Origin of the sequence: Ochrobactrum sp. RH2CCR150 (genome assembly GCA_014138095.1) — a bacterium.
Taxonomy (GTDB): Bacteria; Pseudomonadota; Alphaproteobacteria; order Rhizobiales; family Rhizobiaceae; genus Brucella; species Brucella gambitense.
This window is the reverse complement of record JACGXE010000001.1, coordinates 632,668-650,761: the sequence shown is the minus strand read 5'-3', so window position 1 is coordinate 650,761 and position 18,094 is coordinate 632,668. Positions and strand designations below refer to the sequence as shown.

Here is an 18,094-nt window from a genome sequence, read left to right as displayed (position 1 = left end):
TGCCTGATCGCCAGAAGCACCGCGCCCGTTCCATTTGCAATTGCAGCCGTATGAATGCGGTTCCCACGATTGATCGGGAAAGCGAGTGATGAACACCACTATCCCCCAGCAGGATCGGCGCAGCCTCCTGCAACGTTTTGCCCATGCATCCGAGCCCTATCTCTACAGCGCGCCTGCGCTGATCCTGATCGGCGCGATCATGCTGGTTCCGCTGGTGCTCGGCATTTCCTATGCCTTTCGCGATATCCAGTTGCTGAAGCCATTTTCGGGCGGTTTTGTCGGACTTGAGCATTTCAGCACGCTTGCAACCGACCAGAACTTCTATCGCGCCTTGAAAAATACCCTCTGGTGGACCGGCGGCTCGGTGTTCCTGCAATTCGTCTTCGGGCTCATTCTCGCATTGCTGCTGGACAAGCCCTTTGCCGGACGTGGCATCGCACAGGCCCTCGTCTTCCTGCCCTGGGCCGTACCGACCTTTCTCTCCGGCCTGAACTGGGCCTGGCTGTTCAATCCGGTTATCGGGCCGCTGCCGCACTGGCTCTATGCGCTGGGCCTTCTGGATGCACCGAACAACATCCTGTCCGATCCCAATCTTGCCATGTGGGGCATCATCACCGCAGGCGTCTGGTGGGGCATTCCCTTCTTCGCCATAACCATGCTGGCGGCGCTCCAGGCTATCCCGCGCGATCTTTACGAAGCTGCATCCATAGACGGCGCGGGCCCGCTCCAGCGCTTTCTTTCGATCACACTACCCTATCTCGCGCCGACCATGGCCATCACCATTTTGCTGCGCACCGTGTGGATCGCCAACAGCGCCGACCTCATCGTCGTCATGACCGGCGGTGGTCCCGCCGACCGCACGCAGATCGTGGCAAGTTATATCTTCACACAGGCCTTCAAGCGGCTCGACTTCGGCTACGCTTCCGCCATTGCGCTGGTGCTGCTTCTTCTGCTGCTGGTCTATTCGATGCTGATCGTGCTCCTGCGCCAGACATTGCTGAACAAGGACTGAGATCATGACCGCTCGCAAACTTCTCCTCACCGGAGCGCATCGCGGCGCGATCCTCCTCTATATTCTGTTCGCGCTGTTCCCGCTGTTCTGGCTCCTGAAAGTCTCGGTTACACCCAATGACCTGCTCTATAGCGAAGGTGTGCGGTTATGGCCGTCGCACACCACGTTCGAGCATTTCAGCCATGTGCTGTCGCACAGCGCCTTTCCGCTGTTCTTCCGCAACAGCCTGATCGTCTCCGGCGCAACTGCCGTGATCGTCACGCTTCTCGCGTCGCTGGCCGGTTATGCGCTGTCGCGCTTCACCTTCAAGGGCAAATACTGGATCGTTGCGCTGATGCTTCTGACCCAGATGTTCCCGCTGGTGATGCTGATTGCGCCGATCTACAAGATCATGGCGCCGCTTGGCCTCACCAACAGCCTGTTCGGACTGATCATCGTCTATTCGGCGTTCAACGTGCCCTTCGCGACCTTCCTGATGCAGTCCTTCTTCGACGGCATTCCGAAAGACCTCGAAGAAGCGGCAAAGATAGACGGCGCGACGCAGTTCATGGCGTTCCGCCAGATCATCCTGCCCCTGACCTTGCCGGGCATCGCCGCCACGCTGGGCTTTGTGTTCACCGCCGCATGGAGCGAACTGCTCTTCGCGCTGATGCTTATTTCCGGCAATGACGCAGCAACTTTCCCCGTCGGCCTCCTGACCTTCGTGTCGAAATTCTCCGCCGATTTCGGACAGATGATGGCGGCGGGCGTTCTCGCGCTCATCCCGGCATGTATCTTCTTCTTCCTCATCCAACGCTATCTCGTGCAGGGCTTGACCGCCGGCGCGGTCAAAGGCTGAAAGGACCCTTTCCCATGGCTTCCATCGACATTCAGTCTGTCCGCAAGAGCTACGGCGATCTGGCCGTTCTTCACGGCGTCGACCTTGAAATCAAGGACGGTGAATTTATCGTTCTGGTCGGTCCGTCCGGCTGCGGAAAGTCAACCCTGCTGCGCATGATCGCGGGACTTGAGGACATATCGTCAGGGCAGGTGCAGATTGGCGGCAAACGCGTCAACGATCTTGCGCCGAAGGATCGCGACATCGCGATGGTGTTCCAGTCCTATGCGCTCTATCCACATATGAGCGTGGCCGACAATATGAGCTACAGCCTGCGCCTGCGCAAAACGCCCAAGGAAAAGATCGCCAGCGCTATCAAGGCGACGGCTGGCAAACTCGGGCTCGATCCCCTGCTGGAACGTCGCCCCAAGGCGCTTTCGGGCGGGCAGCGCCAGCGCGTTGCCATGGGCCGCGCCATCGTGCGCCAGCCCAAGGCCTTTCTCTTCGATGAACCGCTTTCCAATCTCGACGCCCGCCTGCGTGAGCAGATGCGCGCCGAAATCAAGAAGCTGCATGGCGAATTGAAGGCAACCTCGATCTACGTCACCCATGACCAGATCGAGGCCATGACGCTCGCCGACCGCATCGTCGCCATGCATGGCGGCGTGGTGCAGCAGGTAGGCTCCCCGCTCGAACTCTATGACCACCCTGCCAATCTGTTCGTGGCCGGTTTCATCGGTTCACCGGCGATGAATTTCCTCGATGTTATCTATCTGGAGAAGGACGGCGGACCGCGGCTCAAGCTTGCCGACGGGACGTTGATCGCCCTGCCGCAGCCGATGGCGCTCGCCGATGGCGTCAAGGCGACACTCGGCATTCGTCCGGAACATGTCGCGCTGGAAAAGGAAGGGTCGCTGACACCGCATGTGGATCTCGTGGAGCCGACGGGCTTCGGCATCATCCTGCATCTCAGCCTGCACGGCCTGCCGTTCAAGGTCTTCACGCTCGACCGCGATGCGTTGCGGGCGGAAGGGACGGTGCATGTGAGCTTTCCGGCCCAGCATCTGCATCTGTTCGACAAGGATGGCGATCGCGTCGACGCGCGCAAGACCCAGTAGTTTAGAGCATTTCCAGCAAAAGTGCGTAGCGCCTACGCGGGAAAATCAGTTCACTGGACTGATTTCTGATCCCGCTTCGATGCGTAGGAAAATGCGTAAAAACAAATAGATAGATCGGTTCCACGATTCTGTTTTAACCGGAACCGCTCTAGGCGAAACGCGCCTGAATGCTCTGCGACAGCAGGGCGACCGGGCGCGTCTGGTCGCCGGGCGGGTTCCAGAGCAGTTCTTCGATCTCGCTGGAAGCCACCGGCACCTGACCATCCTTCAGTGTGAGATGGAAAAGCTCCGCTTCCACGGTTGAGTCCACCTCATTGGCCGCGGGCGCTGACATCTTCGCCGCGTAGCGCAACTGGCTCGCGTCGATATGGATGCCAAGCTCTTCCTCGATCTCGCGAATCAGCGCGATTTCGGGTTGTTCACCCGCATCGATCTTGCCGCCGGGCTGGAAGAAGATGGTGCTGCCGCGCTTGCGCACGAGCAGGAAGCGGCCTGCCTCGTCGCGGATGATGGCTGCTGAAATGCGAATCGTTTTCATGATGCGGCAGGTTCGTCCCGCGGGCGAATTCCGTCAAGGATGATGGCGCTGACCGCTGCCGCCGTTTCGTCGTAAAAGCCGGGCTTCTGGGTGCGGTCTTCCAGTATTGCGGAAATCTGCACCGAGAAATCCGAATAATGCTGCGTCACCGCCCAGATCGTGAAAATCAGGTGGTATGGATCGACGGGCACGATGCGCTTTTCTGCGATCCAGCGATGAATGACAGCCGCCTTTTCATCGACGAGCTGTTTCAGATGCCCCTTCAGAAAATCGGAAATGGCTGGCGCACCGTGCAAAATTTCATTGGCGAAGAGCCGCGAGGCTTCGGGCTTTTTGGCCGAAATTTCCAGCTTCACCGCGATATAGCGGCGCAATTCATCCAGCGGATCGCCTTCCGGATCGATATTCTCGAAGGGCTCAAGCCAGGTGGCAAGCGTGTCTTCCAGAACGGTCACATAGATGTTCTGCTTGCGCGGAAAATAATAGAGGAGATTGGGCTTCGACATGCCCGCCTTCTCGGCGATCTGGTCGATGGTCGAACCGCGAAATCCGTAGTTTGAAAACACTTCCAGCGCCGCATCAAGAATGAGTCGGCGATTGATGGCCTGAATGCGCGTCGCGCCTTCCGTCTTCTCATGCGCAGCCGGATCGGCATGCGTGGGGGTTGAGGCAGATGGGGGTGCGGAAGGGGCTGTGGCCATTTGACACCTTTCGGCAGTGTAGAATTTTTCAAAAGCGCTTGACCGTCTTCGAACGCTCTTCTAGCCTGCATTTTGACCAACTAGTCAAGTTTTTGCAATTCAGGCAAGAATATTGTGGCCAAAGAGCCGGGTCGCGGGAACATTTTAAGCGGGTGGATACGAGCCGGAACCAGAATTGGCGGGGTATCCAACGCATCCATACAATGAGGAGGTCGAGCGCATGGTGCTCACCAGCAATCTCAGAGTCAATGGCGACCGCCTGTGGGACAGCCTGATGGATATGGCCAAAATTGGCCCGGGCCTGCGCGGCGGTAATAATCGCCAGACGCTGACCGATGAAGACGGCGAAGGTCGCAAGCTTTTCCAGTCATGGTGTGAAAAGGCCGGACTGTCGATGACCGTCGACACCATGGGCAACATGTTTTTCCTTCGCCCCGGCGAAGATGCCGATGCCGACCCTGTCTATATGGGCAGCCATCTCGACACGCAGCCGACCGGCGGCAAATATGACGGCGTTTTGGGTGTGTTGGGCGGCCTCGAAGTCATGCGCACGCTGAACGACATGAATATCCGCACCAAGCGCCCGATCGTGGTCACCAACTGGACCAATGAGGAAGGCACCCGCTTCGCGCCTGCCATGCTGGCTTCGGGCGTGTTTGCAGGCGTGCTGGATCAGGACTGGGCCTATGCGCGCACCGACGCCAAGGGCAAGAAGTTCATCGATGAGCTGGAGCGCATCGGCTGGAAGGGCGACGAGCCTGTCGGCCAGCGGAAAATTCACGCCATGTTCGAGCTGCATATCGAACAGGGGCCGATCCTCGAAGCTGAAAACAAGGATATCGGCGTTGTCAGCCACGGTCAGGGCCTGTGGTGGCTGCAAGTGACGCTGACGGGCAAGGAAGCGCATACCGGCTCCACCCCGATGAAGATGCGCAAGAATGCCAGCCTCGGCCTCGGCAAGATGCTGCAACTCGTCAACGAAATCGCCATGGCGCATCAGCCGGATGCCGTTGGCGGCGTTGGCCATATCGACGTCTCGCCCAATTCGCGCAATGTCCTGCCGGGCACGGTCGTGTTCACGGTCGATTTCCGCTCGCCCAATCAGGCTGTGCTCGACGGCATGAAGGCGCGTTTCGAAAAGGAAGCACCGAAGATTGCCGAGGAACTGGGCATCGGCATCGAGATCGAAGTGGCTGGCCATTTCGATCCTGTGACCTTCGACAAGGGCTGCGTGGAAGCCATCCGCAATGCCGCCGAACGGCTTGGCTACAGCCATCGTGATCTTGTTTCGGGTGCTGGCCACGATGCCTGCTGGGTCAATCGCGTTGCACCGACGGCAATGGTCATGTGCCCCTGCGTCGACGGGTTGAGCCACAATGAAGATGAGGAAATTTCGAAGGACTGGGCGTCGGCTGGGACCGACGTGCTTCTGCATGCCGTATTGGAGACTGCTGAAATTGTAAGCTGATTTCACTGCCATCCAATACGGCTTCTGTTTCGCAACAAAACCAAAAAGGGGAACGAACAGTGGCCAGTAAAGTGATCAAGGGCGGCACAGTCATCACTGCCGACCGCACCTTTAAAGCCGACGTTCTCATCGAAGGCGAGAAGATTGCTGCCGTTGGTGACAATCTGACCGGCGATGAAATTATCGACGCGACCGGCTGTTATATTATGCCCGGCGGCATCGATCCGCATACCCATCTGCAAATGCCCTTCATGGGAACCTATTCGTCGGACGATTTCGACACCGGCACAGCGGCAGCGCTTGCCGGCGGCACCACCATGGTGGTCGATTTCGTGCTGCCGGATTCCGAAGGCAATCTGCTCGACGCACTTCAGGAATGGTTCCAGAAGGCGGGCAAGGCGCGCACCGATTATTCGTTCCACATGGCCATCACCGGCTGGAACGAGCGCACCTTCAACGAGATGGCCGAAGTGGTGAAGCGCGGCATCAACACCTTCAAGCATTTCATGGCCTATAAGGGCGCGCTGATGGTGAATGACGATGAGATGTTCGCCTCGTTCCAGCGCTGCGCGGAACTGGGCGCAATGCCGCTCGTTCATGCCGAAAACGGTGATGTCGTCGCCCATTTGCAGGCCAAGCTGATGGCCGAAGGCAATAATGGGCCAGAAGCCCATGCCTATTCGCGCCCGCCGGAAGTCGAAGGTGAGGCCACCAACCGCGCCATCATGATCGCCGATCAGGCAGGCGTGCCGTTATACGTGGTGCATGTTTCCTGCGAGCAGAGCCATGAAGCGATCCGCCGCGCCCGGCAGAAGGGCATGCGCGTCTTCGGCGAGCCGCTGATCCAGCACCTGACGCTGGACGAAAGCGAATATCATAACAAGGATTGGGATTATGCGGCGCGCCGCGTGATGTCGCCGCCCTTCCGCGACAAGGTCAATCAGGACAGCCTGTGGGCGGGCCTTGCGGCTGGCAGCCTGCAATGCGTCGCGACCGACCATTGCGCCTTCACGACCGAGCAGAAGCGCTATGGCATCGACAATTTCGTCAAGATACCGAACGGCACCGGCGGCCTTGAAGAACGCCTTCCGGTCTTGTGGTCGCGCGGAGTTCGCACCGGTCGCCTGACGCCGAACGAATTTGTTGCGGTGACGTCGACCAACATTGCAAAGATCCTCAACATCTATCCGCAGAAGGGCGCAGTTCTGCCGGGGGCCGATGCCGATCTGGTCATATGGGACCCGGAAGCCACCAAGAAAGTTTCGGCCAAGACTCAACACTCCTCCATCGATTACAATGTGTTCGAAGGTTTCGAGCTGAAGGGCCTGCCGGTCGTGACGCTCTCTCGCGGTCGCGTTGCCTTCAACAAGGGCAAGGTTATCGCCGAGCCGGGCGACGGTCGCTTCATCGAACGCGAGCCGAATGGCGCCGTGAACAAGGCATTGTCGCAGTGGAAGGAAATCGTTGCTCCACGTAAGGTGGAACGCAGCGCAGAACATATGCCGATAGGAGTCTGACACATGGCTCTAGCTCAGCTTCGGGAACCGCGCATGAATGTGAATGACAGCATGGCCCCGGAGCGGGGCTTGAGTGATGCGCAGACGGTGATCGACATCAAGGATCTGTCATTGGTTTTCGAGACCAATGACGGACCGGTCCATGCGCTGTCCAATATCAACCTCGCGATCCAGCGCGGCGAGTTCGTTTCCTTTATCGGTCCTTCGGGTTGCGGCAAGACCACGCTGATGCGTGCGGTCGCCGATCTCGAACAGCCGACCTCCGGCTCGGTCACGGTCAACGGCAAGACGCCCGAAAAGGCACGACTTGACCGGTCCTATGGCTATGTCTTCCAGGCAGCCGCCCTGTTTCCATGGCGCACGATCGAGGACAATATCAGCCTGCCGCTGGAAATCATGGGCTACTCCCGGGCGGAGCGTCAGGAGCGGATCGAGAAGAATCTCGCGCTCGTCAATCTGACCGGCTTTGGCAAAAAGTTCCCATGGCAGCTTTCCGGCGGCATGCAGCAGCGCGCTTCCATTGCACGTGCGCTGTCGTTTGACCCCGATATGTTGCTGATGGACGAACCCTTTGGCGCGCTTGATGAAATCGTACGCGACCACCTCAATGAACAGCTTCTGAAACTCTGGGCTGCGACCCGCAAGACCGTGATCTTCGTCACCCATTCGATCCCGGAAGCCGTATTTCTTTCCACCAAGATCGTCGTGATGAGCCCGCGTCCGGGCCGCATCCATGAAATCATCGATTGCGATCTTGGCCCGGACCGGACGCTGGATATTCGTGAATCGGAAGCTTTCCTGAAAATCGCCCATCGCGTGCGCGAAGGCCTGCGGCTGGGGCATATTCATGAGTAAAGCTCGCGGCCCAGACGTTGTTGTAGGAGGCCGGAGATGAAAGCCTTCTTGCACGACAAATTCATTCCGGTGACGACGGTTCTCGCCGTGTTCGTCGCGCTCTGGTATGGGCTCGCGGTGTTTCTGAACGCGCCCTTCGAGCGAGATCAAGCCCAGCGCGCCGGGACCGAGATTTCGTTTTCCACGCTCGTCGCCAATACGATGAGCCAGGAACGCCCGGTTCTGCCAGCACCACATCAGGTGGCGCAGGAAATCTGGAAGACCGTCTTCGACGTCAAGCCGACGTCCAAGCGCAGCCTCGTCTATCACGGCTGGGTCACGCTTTCCTCGACGCTGCTCGGCTTCGCGCTCGGTTCGCTTCTCGGCATTGCGCTGGCGGTCGGCATCGTCCATTCGCGCACGCTCGACAGGAGCCTGATGCCATGGATCATCACCTCGCAGACGATCCCGATCCTCGCCATCGCGCCGATGATCATCGTGGTGCTGAACGCCATCGGCATATCGGGCCTGCTGCCGAAAGCCTTCATATCGACCTATCTGTCCTTCTTCCCCGTTGCCGTTGGCATGGTGAAGGGGTTGCGGTCGCCGGATGTCATGCATCTCGACCTCATGCGCACTTATAATGCGTCACGCGCGCAGGTGTTCTGGAAGCTGCGCTGGCCAGCGGCCATGCCGTTTCTCTTCACATCGATGCAGATTGCCGTTGCCATCAGCCTCGTTGGCGCCATCGTCGGCGAATTGCCGACCGGCGCTGTCGCCGGACTTGGCGCGCGTTTGCTCGCCGGCTCTTATTACGGGCAGACGGTGCAGATCTGGGCGGCACTCATCGCCGCCGCCGTCATGGCTGGCGTCTTGGTGGCATTGGTCGGGCTGGTGGCGCGCATCGTCAACAGCCGCATGGGCGCGAAGCCGGAAAGGGCTGCGGCATGATGACCGGCATCCTCTCCCTGATCGCCATCATTGCGGTGTCGTGGGTGATTGTGGGCTGGGTTTCCAGCCTCAAGGCCCGCACCCCGCAAGGCCAGAAACTGCTCGACATCGCGGTCCCTGCCCTCTTCGGCATCGCCATGCTGGTGCTATGGGAAGCAGCCGTTCGGTTGTTTGCCATACCGCAAGTGCTGCTGCCGGCACCTTCCGCCATCTGGGCGCGGATCGTCGATTCCGTGCCTATCCTCTGGGCGGATTTCCGCCAGACCTTCATGAAGGCGGTCATCATCGGCTATGTCGCCGGTTGCGGGCTGGGCTTCATCACAGCCATCATTGCAGACCGCATCCCCTTCCTGCGCAAGGGCCTGTTGCCGCTCGGCAATCTGGCGGCGGCGCTGCCCATCGTCGGCGTCGCGCCGATCATGGTGATGTGGTTCGGTTTCGGCTGGGAGTCGAAGGCTGCCGTCGTCATCATCATGACCTTCTTTCCCATGCTGGTGAATACGGTGGCAGGCCTTGCCAGCACCGGATCGATGGAACGCGACCTGATGGAGACCTATGGCTCCAATTACTGGCAGACGCTGGTGAAGCTGCGCCTGTCCGCGGCAATGCCCTTCATCTTCAACGCGCTGAAGATCAATTCCACGCTCGCGCTGATTGGCGCTATCGTGGCGGAATTCTTCGGCACGCCGATTGTCGGCATGGGCTTCCGCATTTCGGCTGAGATCGGTCGCATGAATGTGGACATGGTCTGGGCTGAAATTTTCGTCGCCGCCCTTGCGGGATCGCTTTCCTACGGGCTGATCGCTCTGATCGAGCGCAAAGTGACATTCTGGCACCCTTCTTACAGGCGGGGGTAAGCCTTTCCAGCGAAAGCGCGAAGTGCTTTTGCAGGAAGTGCGTAAATGTAAGCAGATCCGGTATCCGCCAACATAAGGCGGGACCGTCAACCAGAGGAGAACCAAGCATGAAGAAGGCACTATCCATAGGCCTCGCGACAGCCGGACTTGCTCTCGCACTCATGAGCACGACGGCCATGGCCGCAGACAAGCTGACCTTGCAGCTCAAATGGGTCACGCAAGGCCAGTTCGCGGGCTATTACGTGGCCAAGGACAAGGGTTTCTATGACGACGAAAAGCTCGACGTCGAGATCAAGCCGGGCGGTCCGGACGTAGCCCCGCCACAGGTGATCGCCGGTGGCGGTGCGGATGTGGTGGTCGACTGGATGCCGTCGGCGCTCGCCACCCGCGAAAAGGGCGTTCCGCTGGTCAACATCGCCCAGCCTTTCAAGAAGTCGGGCATGATGCTGACCTGCCGCAAGGAAACCGGCATCACCAAGCCGGAAGATTTCAAGGGCCGCACGCTGGGCGTCTGGTTCGGCGGCAACGAATATCCGTTCCTGTCCTGGATGAACCATCTGAAAATCCCGACCACGGGCGGCAAGGATGGCGTCACCGTTCTCAAGCAGGGCTTCAACGTGGACCCGCTGATCCAGAAGCAGGCCGACTGTATCTCGACCATGACCTATAATGAATATTGGCAGGTGATCGATGCCGGTATTCCTGCCGACCAGCTCGTCGTCTTCCCTTATGAAGAACAGGGCGTGGCGACACTGGAAGACGGTCTCTATGTGCTTGAAAAGAGCCTTGATGATCCAGCCATGGTCGAAAAGCTGGCACGCTTTGTCCGCGCTTCGATGAAAGGCTGGCAATATGCGTCCGAACATCCGGATGAAGCCGCCGAAATCATTCTCGACAATGATTCTTCCGGTGCGCAGAAGCAGGAAGTTCAGGAGCGCATGGTCAAGGAAATCGGCAAGCTGATCGACGGTTCGGACGGCACACTTGATGTCGCCGCTGCCGACCGCACGGTTGAAACGCTGCTTGGCGGCGGGTCCGATCCGGTCATCACCAAGAAGCCGGAAGGCGCATGGACCGCAAAGGTCACCGACGCGATGAAGAAGTAATCAGCGCACTCTCAATATGAAAAACCCGGAAGCACGCTTCCGGGTTTTTGTTTGTCTATCCAGATTTTACTTGAACTTTTCTTCCAGAGCCACGGCCCGAACAAGCTCGCGTTCCAGACGCGCTTCTTCCTCGACCTTCGGCTTGGTGAAGCGTCCGAGCAGCAGATAGGCGACCGGCGTCACGTACAGCGTCGCGATGGTTGCAAGGCCAAGACCGCCGACGATCACCCAGCCGAGCGCCACGCGGGCTTCCGCCCCGGCTCCGCTTGCCAGTATCAGCGGTACGCCGCCGAGCACGGCGCAGATCATCGTCATGCAGACCGGACGCAGGCGGATATTGGATGCTTCCTCCACCGCCTCGCGCACGCTCAGCCCCTTGTCGCGCAACTGATCGGCAAATTCGACGATCAGAATACCGTTCTTGGCCATAATGCCCACCAAAAGCACAAGGCCGATCTGGCTATAGACATTGAGGCTCGTGCCCGTCAGCATCATAGCGACCACCGCACAGCCAAGACCGAGCGGCACCGTCGCCATGACGATCAGCGCACTGACGAAGCTTTCAAACTGCGCCGCAAGCACCAGCAGAATGATGATGATGGCAAAGCCGAACACCATGGCAAGACCGCTGGAGGTTTCGCTGAGCGTGGTGGCTTCGGCGAGCGGAATGATATGGCTGCCAGGCGGCAGAAGCGGCGCGGCGATTTCCTGCGCTGCCGTGAAGGCATTGCCGAGTGCAAAATCAGCGCGCAGGCCGGTGGTGATAGCCACCGAACGCTGGCGCGTTTCGCGATCGAGCTGCGGCGGCACCGCCTTTTCAACAACGGTCGCGATGGACGACATCGGCACATAGCGCCCGTCCGCCGCTTTCATGAAGATGTTTTCCAGATCGGTCGGGTCGTTGATCGGGTTGGTGGTCGCGACGAATTTCACGTCGAAACTGCGGTCGCCCACATAGACCGAGCCGATCTTGCGCCCGTCCAGCACCGACTGCACGGCATTGGCGAGGCCGGTAATGTCGATGCCAAGATCGGAGGCCCGCTCACGGTTGATCTCGACGGAAAGCTGTGGCTGTGTCGGCTCCACCGACAGGCGCGGCTGCTCAAAGCGCGGATCTTTTTCCAGCGCCGCGACGACGGCCTGCGCGGCAGGCTGAAGCTTGGCGTAATCGCTGCCGACAATGGCGAATTGCAGTCCGTTACCAGCACCGCGAATACCGAGACTGTTCGGCTGGGTCGAGAAGATGCGCACGGCGGTAATGTTCTGCACCCGCTTGGTGATATCCGCCATGATCTCCTGCTGGCTGCGGTGACGCTCCTTCCATGGGGCAAGCGTCAGCACCATGAAACCATTATTGGAGGAGCCGCCGGAGCCGGCAATGGCATAGGTCGTGATAATCTCGCCATCGTCACGCAATGGCTGGATCGCTTCCTCGATCTTGTTGAGCTGCGATTGCAGGAAGTCAACGCTGATGCCCTGCGGCCCGTTGATACGCAGCACCGCCACGGCGCGGTCTTCCGACGGTGTCAGTTCCTGACGGATCGTGCCAAAGATGGCAACCGATGCGCCGCCGAAAAGCAGCGCAACCAGCACAACCACCCACGGTGCAGCCAGACAGACATGAAGGGTCTTGCGGTAGAAACCTGCAAGTCCGCCGCCGATACGGCGCAGGAACAGCGGGCCATGTGCGCCTTCCGCCTCGCCGCTGCCTTCTTTCAGAAAGCGCGAGGCCAGCATCGGGCAAAGCGTCAGCGCTACCACCGATGACAGCAGAACGGCGATGGCCAGCACGAAGCCGAATTCGCGGAACAGACCGCCCGCCTGCCCCGGCAAAAACGAAATCGGCACGAACACGGCAGCCAGTGTCAGCGTGGTCGCGATGACGGCGAAGAACACTTCCTGCGTGCCGAGCACGGCCGCAGCGCGCGGGCCCATGCCCTGATTGCGCCGTCGCACAACATTTTCCAGCACTACGATGGCGTCATCGACCACAAGGCCGGTCGCAAGCACCAGCGCCAGCAATGTCAAAATATTGATGGAAAAGCCCGCGAGATAGATCGCCGCAACGGTGCCGATCAGTGCCACCGGCATGGACAATGCCGGAATGAGCGTGGCGCGAATATCCCACAGGAACATGAAGATAATCGCCACAACGATGATCACCGAAGCGATCAGCGCAATCTCGACTTCATGGATAGCGCCATTGATGAAGCTTGCATCATCGCTGGTGACGGCGATGTTGACACCTGGCGGCAAGGTGGTCTGCAGATTGGCAACGGCGGCGCGGACACCTTGCGAAATATCGAGCGTGTTGGACTGCGCCTGACGCACAATGCCCAGACCGATTGCCATCTTGCCGTTGGAACGCACAGCCGAACTTTCGATATCGGGTCCGAGCGTGACGGTGGCAACGTCACGAATCTGCGTGCGGCCCTTGATGTAGACATTCTCGAAATCTTCGGGCTTTTCCAGATTGGCCGTCGCACGCACCACGATGGCCTGATCGGAACTGCGTAGTGAACCCGCTGGTGCGTCCAGCCCCATGGAATTGAGCGCGGTCGCCACATCGGCCAGCGTCAGCCCATAGCTTGCAAGACGGGCCTGATTGATATCAATGCGGAAAATCTTGGCGCGGTCGCCGTTGATCTGCACATCGGCCACGCCCGGCACAGCCGACAGAACGTCCTGAATCTGGTCTTCGATCAGCACGGTCATATCGTCGACGGACATGGTGTCCGATGTCACGGCCAGTCGCATCACGGGATCGGCGTTCGAATCCGCCTTGATGATGCGGGACGGATCGGCTTCTTCCGGCACCGTGTTGGCGACGCGTGAAATCGCATCGCGCATGTCGGCTGCCGCAACATTGAGATCGACACCGTCGTTGAACTCAACCGTCACGCGGCTGCGCTCAAAGGACGAGGTCGAGGAAATCGACTTGACGCCGGACACACGCGCAACGGCGTTTTCCAGAACCTGCGTCAGCTGGCGGTCGATGGTTTCGGCGGACGCACCGCTGAAATCCGTACTGATCGTGACAACCGGGCGATCCACATCCGGCAATTCGCGAATATCGACGCCCGTGAAAGCGGCAAGGCCAGCCACGACAATGAGAACATTGATGACGAAAGCAAAGACCGGGCGACGAATAAAAAGCGCGATCGAGCCGCCGCGATCGGCGGATGATGGTTTATGACTGCTCACCAGCGCCCCCTTAACCGGCTACAGGTTTTGCAGCCGCGGGATCGGCGCGGGCCGTGCCCTGCGCATCCATCACGCGAACCGGCGCTTCATCGCGAACTGTCTGTACCCCTTGCGTGACGATCATGTCGCCCTGCTTGACTGGACCATCCAGAAGAATGCTGGTGGCATTGCGCTGCACGACCCGAACAGCGATCTTCTTCGCCAGACCTTCCTCGATACGCCAGATATAAGATCCGTCCGCACCCCACTGGATCGCCAGCGGATCGACAGATGGAAAGCGATTGCCGGGGAAAAGCACCGTGACGTAGAACGACATGCCGGCGCGCAAGCGATCTTCCGAATTATCGACCTCGGCCCGCACATGCAGCGTGCGGCTTGCCTCGTCGATCATATTGTCGACGGCATTGATTTCGCCCTTGTGGGTTTCACCCGCAAAGGCCGTCGTTTCCGCCGTCAGCGGCTGCCCAACCTTGATCTGCGGGGCAAAACGTTCGGGAACCCAGATATCGACCAGCATCTTGGAGCGGTCGTCGATCCGCGCAATGGAAGTCTGGGCGGTGACATAGTTGCCAGCATTGACAGGCAGAATGCCGACCACGCCGGAAATCGGCGAGCGCACCGTGCGGCGGCTCAAGGCAAGCTGCGCATCCTTCAAGGCAAGCTGCGCATTGGCGACGCCCAGTTCGGCCTCAACAGCCTGAACGCCCGTTGCGGTGTTGGTGGCGCGCAGCCGTTCGATACGCTGGCGGGTTGTCTCGGCATCTTTCAGGGCCGTTTCAGCCTTGGCGACAGCAATCGTCTCGGTGTCGGAATCAAGTTCCGCAATCGCATCGCCCGCCTTGACGCTGTCGCCAGCCTTCACGAACAGCTTGTTCATATAACCGCTGGAATAAGGCGTGATCGACACGGTGCTGAGCGCACGCGCGGACCCGATAGCGGTCAAGCGATTATTGATGGTTTCTTCGCTTGCCGGTTCGACGACGACCAGCGGCGCCCTCGCTCCGGATTTGGCAGCGGATTGCTGAGCGCGGGACGCACCGGCGCCTGCGGCGGTGTTTTCCGACGCTGCGTTCTTCTGTTTATAGGCGTACCAGCCGCCCGCAGCGGCCAGAACAATAAGCAGGCAGACGACAATCTGCTTCCACGATTTCATTCAGCTCTCCGGCAGAACCCGTCCCATCGCTGCCCGACAGGTCCTGTCTTTTAAAAAATATACTTTTTTGCACGACACGTCGAATGTCTGACCATATGCGGCAACCTATCGACACGAGGGTTACCGCCTGCCCATGACAGAGATTCGATGGAGAAATAGCTAACACATCCCCATACTACTTTTTTGCATCGCCTCCCGAGAAGGTCGAATTAAATTTCCGTAATGCTTGCTCGCAATCTGTCGCGAGCTCAATTCAATCGATACAATAATGTCTGTTGGAAATCTGCCCCGCCACCATATATAGGAAGCTATATTTATTGCAGTCTCGAGACTCACAGGCATATTGGGCATTTCGGGGCATATCGGACGCGCTGCATCGGCCAACAGCCCCAGACGCCGTCTATTTGGAATCAGGTTATGGCGGTTGTTGAAAAGATCATAGATCCGGGCGACGTTCCGATGGACACCGCTGCGCAGAATACAAACGCGGACGATCGCACATCGCCCGCGCAATTCACGCGTCTGCGCTGGCAGAACCGCCTTTCCAGCAAACTGCTTCTGCTGATCGTGCTCGCCGTCCTCGTGGCGGAAGTGCTGATTTTCGTGCCGTCCATCGCCAATATGCGCCTGCGCTGGCTGACGTCGCGCCTTGATACGGTCGGTGCGGTCAGCGAAGTGCTGGCAGCCAGCGCGAATATGGACGTTCCACGCGCCATTCAGGACAAGGTTCTGCTCGTCACCGGCACCAAGGCAATCGCGCTACGTGAAGCTGGCGCCTCCCGCCTTCTCGCCATGTCGGAAATTCCCGGCAAGATCGATCAGGTCATCGATCTTGATAATGTCAGCGAAGCGGCGTCCATCTGGGACGCTTTCAGCACGCTTTTCGACGGCGGCGACCGAACCTTGCGTATTTACGGTTCGGTTTCGCCGACAACGACGCCCGGTCGGGTGATTGAAATCGTCACCTCCGATGCGCCCATGCGGCGCGCCATGCTGATCTATGCCCGCAATGTCGCCGTGATCTCGCTCATTATTTCGGTGATTGCCGCCAGCCTGATCTATCTCATCATTCATGAAATGCTGCTGCGCCCGGTGCGCATCATGCATCGCAACATGATCGACTTTGCAACGACGCCGGATAATCCCGCGCTCATTCTGGTGCCGGAAAACCGCAAGGACGAGTTGGGCATCGCCCAGCGGCAGATTTCCCACATCCAGAGCGATTTGCAGCGCACGTTGAAAGAACAGAAGCATCTTGCCGATCTTGGGCTTGCCGTGTCGAAGATCAATCATGACATGCGCAACATTCTGGCCTCCGCGCAATTGATGTCCGACCATCTGTCTGACGCCAAGGACCCGATGGTGAAGCGCTTCGCGCCCAAGCTCATCCGCACGCTCAGCCGTGCGATCAGCTATTCGGAGAGCGTTATCGCCTATGGGCGCTCGCAGGAAGCGCCGCCGAGGCCGCGCCGTGTCAATCTGCACGCCGTCGTCACGGATGTGCAGGAAAGCCTCAATCTGGAAACCGAGAGCGGTATCGAATTCGACAATCGCATCCCGGATGACTTCGAACTGAACGTCGATTCGGAACAGCTGTTCCGCGTGCTGAGCAATCTGTGCCGCAATTCCGTGCAGGCCATGGAGCGGGATGATACGGGCGGCGATGCTGCTGTGAAGCGTCTGACGCTCTCATCCGGTCGAATCGGCACCACAGCCATCATCGGCGTCGAGGATACGGGGCCTGGCCTGCCGCAAAAGGCGCGCGATAACCTCTTCACGGCGTTCAAGGGCTCGACACGCAGCGACGGTACCGGACTAGGCCTTGCAATCGCGCAGGAGTTGATCCGCGCCCATGGCGGCAGTATCGAGCTTCGGGAAGATCGTCCGATCGGAGCGCATTTCGAGATTCGCCTGCCTGATTTGCCTGCGCAGCGCGAAAGAGAACAGACACGGCGGGAGGAAACCGCCTGACTGGGGAAAAACCCCAGGGAAAACAACGGTTGAGAAGCCCGGAAATCCGGGCTTTGACAAGAAATATTCACATAACGGCATTTTTTTCTCAGAAGACGCTTGCATTTAGTAATGGGTCCGATTATCAACCGCCCATCGCCGCAGCGAGCGGCACAAAGGCAAGCACCCGTAGCTCAGCTGGATAGAGCACCAGACTACGAATCTGGGGGTCAGAGGTTCGAATCCTTTCGGGTGCGCCATTTCTTTTCAAGCATTTAGCGAAGATTTCAAGAGAGACTGATCGTCAGATCGGGCTTCGCTTTTTGCTTATCCGGCGTCAGATCAGAACGCGTCCATTCACAATCAGTATACTGGCAGTATGCTGGCGTTGTTTGAGTTCGTTGCTTTCGATGCCCCTCCGAATGCGGCGACACGGCTACGGCCATCTACTCCACCGAATCCATAACACACTGGTATGTAACACCTTGAGAGGTGATCGCGATTTTCGTCAGAGTATCGAACGCGATCTCATAGCCCTCACCCGCAAACTTGCTGCCAGAAGCCGACGGCACCCTCTCAAGAAGACGATCACGGCTAAAAGCGCTCAACCGGATATGGTCAGGATCTTCAGTTGACGTGAAGACATCGATGACATTGTCATGGTCGCATACATAAGAGATACGATCCTGATCGGCCTCAGCGAGGGCCAGAGAGGGCATCAGGATTAATAAGGCACTAACAGCCAACGCATGGAAAAACTCCCTCCTGAGCCCTGTAACGCGCCTCGCAGGATCGACGTGAGCGAGCGCACAGATTTTCCCGTTTAAGTGCACCCTGTTTGAAAGCCGCCTCGTTCTTCACACGGCAT

The 18,094-nt window shown here is 58.9% G+C and carries 14 protein-coding genes, 1 tRNA gene and 1 pseudogene; 11 read left to right on the top strand and 5 right to left on the bottom strand.

Annotation, left to right across the window (positions count from 1 at the left end; all coding sequences use genetic code 11):
• Positions 1 to 88: 88 nt before the first annotated feature.
• The 3 genes from FHW03_RS02950 to FHW03_RS02940 are packed head-to-tail and all read left to right on the top strand — an operon-like array spanning position 89 to position 2,947.
• Entirely contained in the window at positions 89 to 1,012 is a 924-nt protein-coding gene (locus tag FHW03_RS02950) for a carbohydrate ABC transporter permease (protein WP_182519273.1), read from the top strand.
• Positions 1,013 to 1,016: 4 nt separating this feature from the next.
• Positions 1,017 to 1,850 carry a carbohydrate ABC transporter permease gene (locus FHW03_RS02945; RefSeq protein WP_182519272.1) on the top strand — a complete coding sequence of 278 codons (834 nt, stop codon included), beginning with the start codon at positions 1,017 to 1,019 and terminating at the stop codon, positions 1,848 to 1,850.
• Between the two features lie 14 nt (positions 1,851 to 1,864).
• Positions 1,865 to 2,947 (top strand): sn-glycerol-3-phosphate ABC transporter ATP-binding protein UgpC, encoded by a 1,083-nt coding sequence (locus tag FHW03_RS02940; protein ID WP_182519271.1) that lies wholly within the window; start codon positions 1,865 to 1,867, stop codon positions 2,945 to 2,947.
• A 148-nt stretch (positions 2,948 to 3,095) separates the two neighbouring features.
• Here the strand turns inward: FHW03_RS02940 and FHW03_RS02935 are convergent, their stop codons facing one another.
• Together FHW03_RS02935 and FHW03_RS02930 are read right to left on the bottom strand one after the other, a co-directional pair.
• Positions 3,096 to 3,485 (bottom strand): NUDIX domain-containing protein, encoded by a 390-nt coding sequence (locus tag FHW03_RS02935; RefSeq protein WP_182519270.1) that lies wholly within the window; start codon positions 3,483 to 3,485, stop codon positions 3,096 to 3,098.
• The gene (locus tag FHW03_RS02930) at positions 3,482 to 4,186 is read right to left on the bottom strand and encodes a TetR family transcriptional regulator C-terminal domain-containing protein (protein WP_182519269.1); all 705 of its coding nucleotides are present in this window, start codon (positions 4,184 to 4,186) and stop codon (positions 3,482 to 3,484) included. Before FHW03_RS02930 ends, FHW03_RS02935 begins: the two co-directional genes overlap by 4 nt.
• 220 nt (positions 4,187 to 4,406) lie before the next feature.
• Here FHW03_RS02930 and FHW03_RS02925 point away from each other — a divergent pair, with 220 nt between their 5' ends.
• From FHW03_RS02925 to FHW03_RS02900, 6 genes are all read left to right on the top strand, one after another.
• On the top strand, positions 4,407 to 5,654 hold the full coding sequence (locus FHW03_RS02925) for a Zn-dependent hydrolase (RefSeq protein WP_182519268.1): 1,248 nt from the start codon (positions 4,407 to 4,409) through the stop codon (positions 5,652 to 5,654).
• A gap of 59 nt (positions 5,655 to 5,713) precedes the next feature.
• Positions 5,714 to 7,171: a dihydropyrimidinase gene (hydA, locus tag FHW03_RS02920; protein ID WP_182519267.1), complete on the top strand. Its 1,458-nt coding sequence runs from the start codon at positions 5,714 to 5,716 to the stop codon at positions 7,169 to 7,171.
• Positions 7,172 to 7,174: 3 nt separating this feature from the next.
• The gene (locus tag FHW03_RS02915; RefSeq protein WP_377513958.1) at positions 7,175 to 8,026 is read left to right on the top strand and encodes an ABC transporter ATP-binding protein; all 852 of its coding nucleotides are present in this window, start codon (positions 7,175 to 7,177) and stop codon (positions 8,024 to 8,026) included.
• Positions 8,027 to 8,062: 36 nt separating this feature from the next.
• Complete coding sequence (locus tag FHW03_RS02910) at positions 8,063 to 8,956, top strand: ABC transporter permease (RefSeq protein ID WP_182519266.1); 894 nt, start codon at positions 8,063 to 8,065, stop codon at positions 8,954 to 8,956.
• The gene (locus FHW03_RS02905) at positions 8,953 to 9,813 is read left to right on the top strand and encodes an ABC transporter permease (RefSeq protein ID WP_182519265.1); all 861 of its coding nucleotides are present in this window, start codon (positions 8,953 to 8,955) and stop codon (positions 9,811 to 9,813) included. The genes FHW03_RS02910 and FHW03_RS02905 overlap by 4 nt, the downstream gene beginning before the upstream one ends.
• Before the next feature lie 107 nt (positions 9,814 to 9,920).
• Positions 9,921 to 10,919: an ABC transporter substrate-binding protein gene (locus FHW03_RS02900; RefSeq protein ID WP_182519264.1), complete on the top strand. Its 999-nt coding sequence runs from the start codon at positions 9,921 to 9,923 to the stop codon at positions 10,917 to 10,919.
• Between the two features lie 66 nt (positions 10,920 to 10,985).
• Here FHW03_RS02900 and FHW03_RS02895 read toward each other — a convergent pair whose 3' ends face one another.
• Together FHW03_RS02895 and FHW03_RS02890 are read right to left on the bottom strand one after the other, a co-directional pair.
• The gene (locus FHW03_RS02895; protein ID WP_182519263.1) at positions 10,986 to 14,123 is read right to left on the bottom strand and encodes an efflux RND transporter permease subunit; all 3,138 of its coding nucleotides are present in this window, start codon (positions 14,121 to 14,123) and stop codon (positions 10,986 to 10,988) included.
• Between the two features lie 10 nt (positions 14,124 to 14,133).
• Positions 14,134 to 15,120: pseudogene (locus FHW03_RS02890) on the bottom strand (efflux RND transporter periplasmic adaptor subunit); the annotation flags it as partial.
• A gap of 573 nt (positions 15,121 to 15,693) precedes the next feature.
• On the opposite strand from FHW03_RS02890, the gene FHW03_RS02885 reads away from it, so the two are divergent.
• Both FHW03_RS02885 and FHW03_RS02880 read left to right on the top strand, forming a co-directional pair.
• Positions 15,694 to 17,247 carry a HAMP domain-containing sensor histidine kinase gene (locus FHW03_RS02885; RefSeq protein ID WP_182519261.1) on the top strand — a complete coding sequence of 518 codons (1,554 nt, stop codon included), beginning with the start codon at positions 15,694 to 15,696 and terminating at the stop codon, positions 17,245 to 17,247.
• Between the two features lie 162 nt (positions 17,248 to 17,409).
• A tRNA-Arg gene (locus FHW03_RS02880) sits at positions 17,410 to 17,486 on the top strand.
• Positions 17,487 to 17,672: 186 nt separating this feature from the next.
• On the opposite strand, the gene FHW03_RS02875 is transcribed toward FHW03_RS02880, so the two are convergent.
• Positions 17,673 to 17,972, bottom strand: a complete 300-nt coding sequence (locus FHW03_RS02875; protein WP_182519260.1) for a hypothetical protein — start codon at positions 17,970 to 17,972, stop codon at positions 17,673 to 17,675.
• Between the last annotated feature and the right edge of the window lie 122 nt (positions 17,973 to 18,094).